Origin of the sequence: Nocardiopsis lucentensis DSM 44048 (assembly GCF_000341125.1) — a bacterium.
GTDB classification, from domain to species: domain Bacteria; phylum Actinomycetota; class Actinomycetes; order Streptosporangiales; family Streptosporangiaceae; genus Nocardiopsis; species Nocardiopsis lucentensis.
This window is the reverse complement of the sequence record NZ_ANBC01000801.1, coordinates 1-6,326: the sequence shown is the minus strand read 5'-3', so window position 1 is coordinate 6,326 and position 6,326 is coordinate 1. Positions and strand designations below refer to the sequence as shown.

Annotated in this window: 4 protein-coding genes; all 4 read right to left on the bottom strand. The window is 71.7% G+C overall.

All coding sequences use genetic code 11. The features are described 5' to 3' along the window. Positions 1-905 (bottom strand): serine/threonine-protein kinase (locus D471_RS0128065; RefSeq protein WP_017601700.1); only part of this gene is annotated, 905 nt, incomplete at its 3' end. A 257-nt stretch (positions 906-1,162) separates the two neighbouring features. Then, on the bottom strand, positions 1,163-2,260 hold the full coding sequence (locus D471_RS0128060) for a cytochrome P450 family protein (RefSeq protein ID WP_017601699.1): 1,098 nt from the start codon (positions 2,258-2,260) through the stop codon (positions 1,163-1,165). Further along, positions 2,257-3,543: a cytochrome P450 family protein gene (locus D471_RS0128055; protein ID WP_017601698.1), complete on the bottom strand. Its 1,287-nt coding sequence runs from the start codon at positions 3,541-3,543 to the stop codon at positions 2,257-2,259. Before D471_RS0128055 ends, D471_RS0128060 begins: the two co-directional genes overlap by 4 nt. Positions 3,544-3,931: 388 nt before the next feature. After that, entirely contained in the window at positions 3,932-6,223 is a 2,292-nt protein-coding gene (locus D471_RS0128050; protein WP_026128150.1) for a heavy metal translocating P-type ATPase, read from the bottom strand. Between the last annotated feature and the right edge of the window lie 103 nt (positions 6,224-6,326).

Here is a 6,326-nt window from a genome sequence, read left to right as displayed (position 1 = left end):
GCTGCCGCCGGTCCGGGCTCCTCGGTGGGACGGGTGGTCGCGAGGGTGGGGGCGGCGCCGACGGAGGCGGCCTCCTCGTCGTCCCGGATCCCGCGCAGGAGGGAGCGCGCCTCGGCGATGGAGAGCCGGTCCCCCGGTTCCTTCGCGCACAGCCCCTCCAGTACGGGGCGGAGCGGGCCGGCCCGCAGCGGTTCGGGCAGGTCCTGGGTGCAGATGGCGGTGAGCGTCGCCATCGGCGTGGGCCGGTCGAACGGCAGCGACCCCTCCACCGCCTGGTAGAGGGTGACGCCCAAGGCCCACGCGTCTGAGGCGGGGGTGGCCTGATGCCCCTGCGCGACCTCGGGCGCCAGGTAGCTGGGGGAGCCGATGAGCAGTCCCGTACTGGTCAGATGGGTGGACCCGTCCAGATGGGCGATGCCGAAGTCGGTGAGGACCGCGCGGTTCTCCCCCGCGATGAGCACGTTGCCGGGCTTGATGTCGCGGTGCACGATGCCCCGCCCGTGCGCCTCGGCCAGTCCGGCGCCCATCTGTTCACCGATGTCGGCGACCCGGCGCACGGACAGCGACTCCCCGGAGCGAATCAGGTCGCCCAAGGAGGGCCCCTGGACCAGCTCCATCACGATCCAGGGGCGGCCGTCCTCCTCGGCCACGTCGAACACGGTGATGATGGAGGGGTGGCTCAGCTGCGCGGCGCTGCGCGCCTCGCGCAGCATCCGCGTACGCAGGACCTCCACCTCGTGCGCCGGGAGGCCGGGCGGCGTGGTCAGTTCCTTGACGGCGACCGGACGGTCGAGGAGGGTGTCGGTTCCCCGCCAGACCCGGCCCATGCCGCCCTCGCCGATGACCTCGTCCAGGCGGTACCTGTCGACCAGGGAGCGGCCGGATTCGGCTGCCGAACTGTTCATGTGGCGCGATTCCTCTGAAGGGGAGGGGAGAAGGGCAGGGGTGACCGCGGGAGCGGAGCGTGGCCGGGCAGGGGGGACAATCCAGAGTCTAGGGATCCCGGGCGGCGTTGGCACGGTCGGTGGCGGCGCCGCGAACACCCACCCGGCGCCCTGACATCAGGCACATGATCCCTGAAATGCGATGATCCCGCCAGAAGGGGGTGAAACCCCTTCTCACGGGATCGTGGTCACCGGGCGTGTCCCACCCGGCGTCACTCTCAGCGCAGGCGCACCGGCAGCTCCTCGACCCCGGCGACGACGATCGACGGCAGCGGCCTCAGCTCCTCCGGCGGCACGGCCAGGTCGAGCTTGGGGAACCGCTCGAACAGGCGGGGAAGGACCTCCCCCGCCTCCATCCGGGCCAGACTCGCCCCCAGGCAGTAGTGGCGCCCGTGCGAGAAGGCCAGGTGCGAGGTGTCCTCACGGGTGACGTCGAACTCCTCCGCCGTGGGACCGTATCGCTCCCCGTCCCGGCCCGCCCCGCCGTAGCCGATCAGCAGCGGCTCGCCCGCGGGGACGCTCACCCCGGCGAGTTCGAGGTCTCGGGTCGTGTAGCGCATCGGGATGTACTCGGCCGGACCGTCCCAGCGCAGGACCTCCTCGACCGCCGCGGACCACGGCACACGGCCGTCCATGAGCATGTCGAGCTGGTCGCGGTGGGTGACCAGGGCGCGGACGGCGTTGGCGATGAGGTTCATCGTGGTCTCGTAGCCCGCGCTGATGATCAGGAGCAGGCTCCAGATGAGCTCCGTCTCGCTGAGCCGGTCGTCCTCGTCGCGGGCCGCGATCAGGGCGGTGGTCAGATCGTCGCCCGGCTCCTCCCGTTTGGCCGCGACCAGCGCGGTGAGGACCTCGCCGATCTCGGTGAACGCCGCCATCGCCGCCTCGGGCGTGACGCTCTGGTCGAAGAACTGGCCGACCAGGCGGTTCAGTGTCGGCCGGATCGCCTCGTCGAGCCCGAACAGGTCGCTGATGACCGTCATCGGCAGGGGCTGGGCGAGCAGCGCCCGCAGGTCCACGACACCGTCCTCACTCGCACCGGCCGCCTCCTCCACACCGTCCAGGAGGCCGTCGATGACCGCGACGACGCCGCCGCGCAACAGCTCGATCCTTCGGGGGGTGAACGCCTTGGAGACGAGCTTGCGCAATCTGGTGTGCTCGTCGCCGTCGCTGGTCAGCATGTTCTCGGCGATGATCCACGAGATGAGCGGCCAGTCAGGCGGGATCTCACCCGCGTTGAAGGCGCGCCAGTGCCTCTTGTCCTTCTGGACGTGCGGGCTGGCGAGGGCCTCGGTGACCGCCGCGTGGCTGGTCACGATCCACGCAGCAACCTCACCAGGAAGTTCGACAGGGACGACAGGCCCGAGCGAGCGGAGGTGGGCGGCTTGGGACCGGAGGTTTCCCGGGGCGAGTCGGAGGGGCTCCATGAGGGTCCTTCCACATCGGTGGGGGGCAGGGGTGACTGCGGCGTGAACTGGACGGGGAGCTGGAGCGGGATGCAGGACAGGGCGGTGATCTGCCAGCGCAGGTCCTCGCGCGGCACCGCCACGCGCAGCCCGGGGAGCCGGGTGAGCAGGGTGCGCAGCGCGATGGTGGTGATGGTGGTGGCCTCGTCGCGTGCGGGGCACCGGTGCGGCCCCGCGCCCCAGGCGACGTGGGCCCGGTTGGGCGCCTCCTCCAACCGCTCGGCGTTCTCCCGACGGTAGAAGTGGTTGGCGGCGGCGAAACTCAGCGTGACCGGCTCACCGGCGCGGATCGTCCGGCCCCCGCCGAGGGGCACGTCCACGCGCGGGTAGATCACCGGGTAGTTGATGATCGGCGGCTCCAGCCACAGGACGCGGTCGACGATGTCGGCCAGGGCCGCGTCGGAGGGGACCCGGTCCGAGGCCGCCACCGGATCGGCCAGCGCGGAGCGGACGGCGGCGCCGATGAGGTTGGCGGTGGGCTCGTTGGCGGCGCCGACGATGAGGAGCATCTGCATGATGATCTCCTCGTCGGTGAGTCCGGCGCGGTGCTGGATGAGGCGCGTGGTCACGTCGTCCCCGGGCGCGCGGTGCTTGGCGCCGACCACCTCGGACAGGGCGCGCTCGGCCTCGGTGTTGGAGCGCTCGGCGTCCACGCCCATCCACATGTTGCGCATGGCGGTGGCGAAACGCAGGCCCTGGTCCTCGTCGAAGCCGAACAGGTCGTTGAAGACCAGCAGCGGGAGGGTGCGCGCGTACTCGTTGAGCAGTTCCGCCTCGCCCCGCGCGCAGAACTGGTCGATGAGGCCGTCGGCGTAGCGACGGGTGGTCGCGCGCAGGTCGGCGTCGCTGACGGCACCGAGACTGTCGGTGATCGCCCGGCGGTAGCGCTGGTGTTCGGCACCATCGACGAACAGGGCGTTCGTCCGGGGCGCCATCATCGGCAGGAGAGGGGAGTCGGGGTCGACCCTCCCCTCGCGGAAGTCCCGCCAGACCCGTGAGTCGTGGGTGAACGTGGTGGTGTCCCTGGACCAGGAGATGAGGGTCTCGTAGTCGGTGACCAGCCACCCGTGGACGCCCGGTTCGAGCTCGACCGGGACCACCGGACCGTGCTCCGCACGCAGCTCGGCGTACACGGCGTAGGGGTCGGGGTGCGGTTCACTCCGCTGGAACGTGGCGTACGGGCATCCAGATGTCACGGGGGCCTCATGGGAGGGGGATAGGGGAGGGGCGGGCTGGCGTCGGTCCGGGAGGGGGCTCCGTCCTTCGGGTCACGAGCGGACAGCGGGGGTACCGCGCGGATCGGTACGGGGCCCGTGTGGGGCTCCGTGTGAACCCTGGGGTTCGTCCACCGGCACACCCTAGCGCTCGGTTTCGCGGAACGCGAGACCCAATTCACACCGAGTCATCCGCACTCCCCGGGGATCAGCGGTTTCTCCGGATATCCGTGCTGGCCCCGAACACGCGGCCGCCCCGGGGCGCGGGTCCCGGGGCGGCCGTCGGTCGGGAGGGTGGGCGGTCGGTTCAGGCGGCGGTGGCGTGATCGCTGAGCGGCCGGAACCGGCGCAGTCGCTGGCTGTTGGTCACCACGAACACGCTCGACAGCGCCATCGCGGCCCCCGCCAGCATCGGGTTGAGCAGGCCGAGCGCGGCCAGGGGCAGCGCCGCCGAGTTGTAGGCGAAGGCCCAGAACAGGTTGCCCCGGATGGTGGCCAGGGTCCGCCGCGACAGCCGGACGGCGTCCGCCGCCGCGCGCAGGTCACCGCGCACCAGGGTCAGGTCGCTGGCCTCGATCGCGACGTCCGTACCCGTTCCCATGGACAGCCCCAGGTCGGCCTGGGCGAGCGCGGCGGCGTCGTTGACCCCGTCGCCGACCATCGCCACGGTGCGCCCCTCGTCCTGGAGCCGCCGGACGGCGTCGACCTTGTCCTCGGGCAGGACCTCCGCGATCACCTCGTCGACACCGACCTCGACGGCCACGGCGCGGGCCACGGCCTCGTTGTCGCCGGTGAGCAGGATCGGGGTGAGCCCCAGGTCACGGAACTGACGGATCGCCTCGGCGCTGGTGGGCTTGACGGTGTCGGCCACGACCAGGACCCCCCGGGCTCTCCCGTCCCAACCGACGGCGACGGCGGTGCGCCCCTCCGACTCCGCGTCGGCGACCGCGGCGGCGAGCTCCTCGGGCAGGGTCTGCGACCACTCCTCCAGCAGGGCCACCCGACCGACCAGGACGGCGTGCCCGTCGACGACCCCCTGGACGCCGCGTCCCTCGATGTTGGCGAAGTCCTCCGGGGTCGGCGGCGCGCCGACCCGCACGGCGGCCTCCTTGGCGATGGCGCGGGCGATGGGGTGCTCGGAGGCGTTCTCCAGGGCTCCGGCCAGGCGCAGGAGCTCGTCCTCGTCCTCGCCGTCAGCGGCGGTGATCCCCGTGAGGGCCATCCGGCCGGTGGTGACGGTGCCGGTCTTGTCGAGGACGACGGTGTCGACGCGGCGGGTGCTCTCCAGGACCTCCGGGCCCTTGATGAGAATGCCGAGCTGAGCGCCCCGGCCCGTGCCGACCATCAAGGCCATGGGCGTGGCCAGGCCGAGCGCGCACGGGCAGGCGATGATCAGTACGGCGACGGCGGCGGTGAAGGCGGCCGACACCGACCCTCCGGTGCCGATCCAGAAACCGAGCGTGCCCACGGCGATCATGATCGCGATGGGGACGAAGATCCCGGAGACCCGGTCAGCGAGCCGCTGGACCTGCGCCTTGCCGTTCTGGGCGTCCTCCACCAGGCGCGCCATCTGGGCGAGCTGGGTGTCGGAGCCGACCCTCGAGGCGCGGACGACGAGGCGGCCGCCCGCGTTGACGGTGGCACCGACCACGGCCGTTCCGGGCGCGACCTCCACGGGGACGGACTCGCCGGTGAGCATGCTCATGTCGACGGCGGAGGTGCCCTCCTCCACGGTGCCGTCGGTGGCGATCTTCTCGCCGGGCCGGACGACGAAGCGGTCGCCGACGGCGAGCCGCTCGATGGGGACGAGCTCCTCGCGTGCGTCCGATCCCCCGCCCCGCAGGACGGTGACCTCCTTGGCGCCCAGTTCGAGCAGGGCGCGCAGGGCGGCCCCGGCCCGGCGCTTGGACCGGGCCTCGAAGAATTTGCCGAGGAGGATGAAGGAGGTGACCCCTGCCGCGACCTCCAGGTAGATGTTGGCGGAGCCGTCGGTGCGGGTGATGGTGAACTCGAAGGGGTGCACCATACCGGGGGTTCCGGCGGTGCCGAGGAAGAGGGCGTACAGGGACCACAGGAACGCGGCGGTCACCCCGAGGGAGACCAGCGTGTCCATGGTCGCCGTGCCGAGTTTGAGGTTCTTCCACGCCGAGACGTGGAAGGGCAGCGCGCCCCAGACGATGACGGGCGCCGCGAGGGCGAGGGACGCCCACTGCCAGTAGGTGAACTGGAGGGCCGGGATCATCGCCATGGCGATGACCGGAGCGGAGAGCAGGAGTGAGACCAGCGCCCGGTCGCGCAGGGCGCGGGCGGGGTCGTCCGGTTCGGAGGGGGTCTCCCCCGGCCCGGTGTCGGGCTGGGGGACGGTGGCGGTGTAGCCCGCCTTCTCGACCTGGGCGACGAGTTCGTCGACGGCGACGGGTTCACCCTCGAACGACACGCGCGCCTTCTCGGTCGCGAAGTTGACGCTGGCGGTGACGCCCTCCATGCGGTTGAGCCGCTTCTCGACGCGGTTGGCGCACGCGGCGCAGGTCATCCCGCCGATGGCGAGTTCGACCGGAGCCGTCTCGGGGCGTCTTGCCCGGGTGTCGCTGGTACTCAATTCCACACTCCAACCGCTGCTGGTGTCAGTGCTTGCTTTGGGCCTCCGCTTCGCTTCGGCCCGGGTTCAGGCGCCCAAAGAGACAGGGATTCTTCCTCCTCGG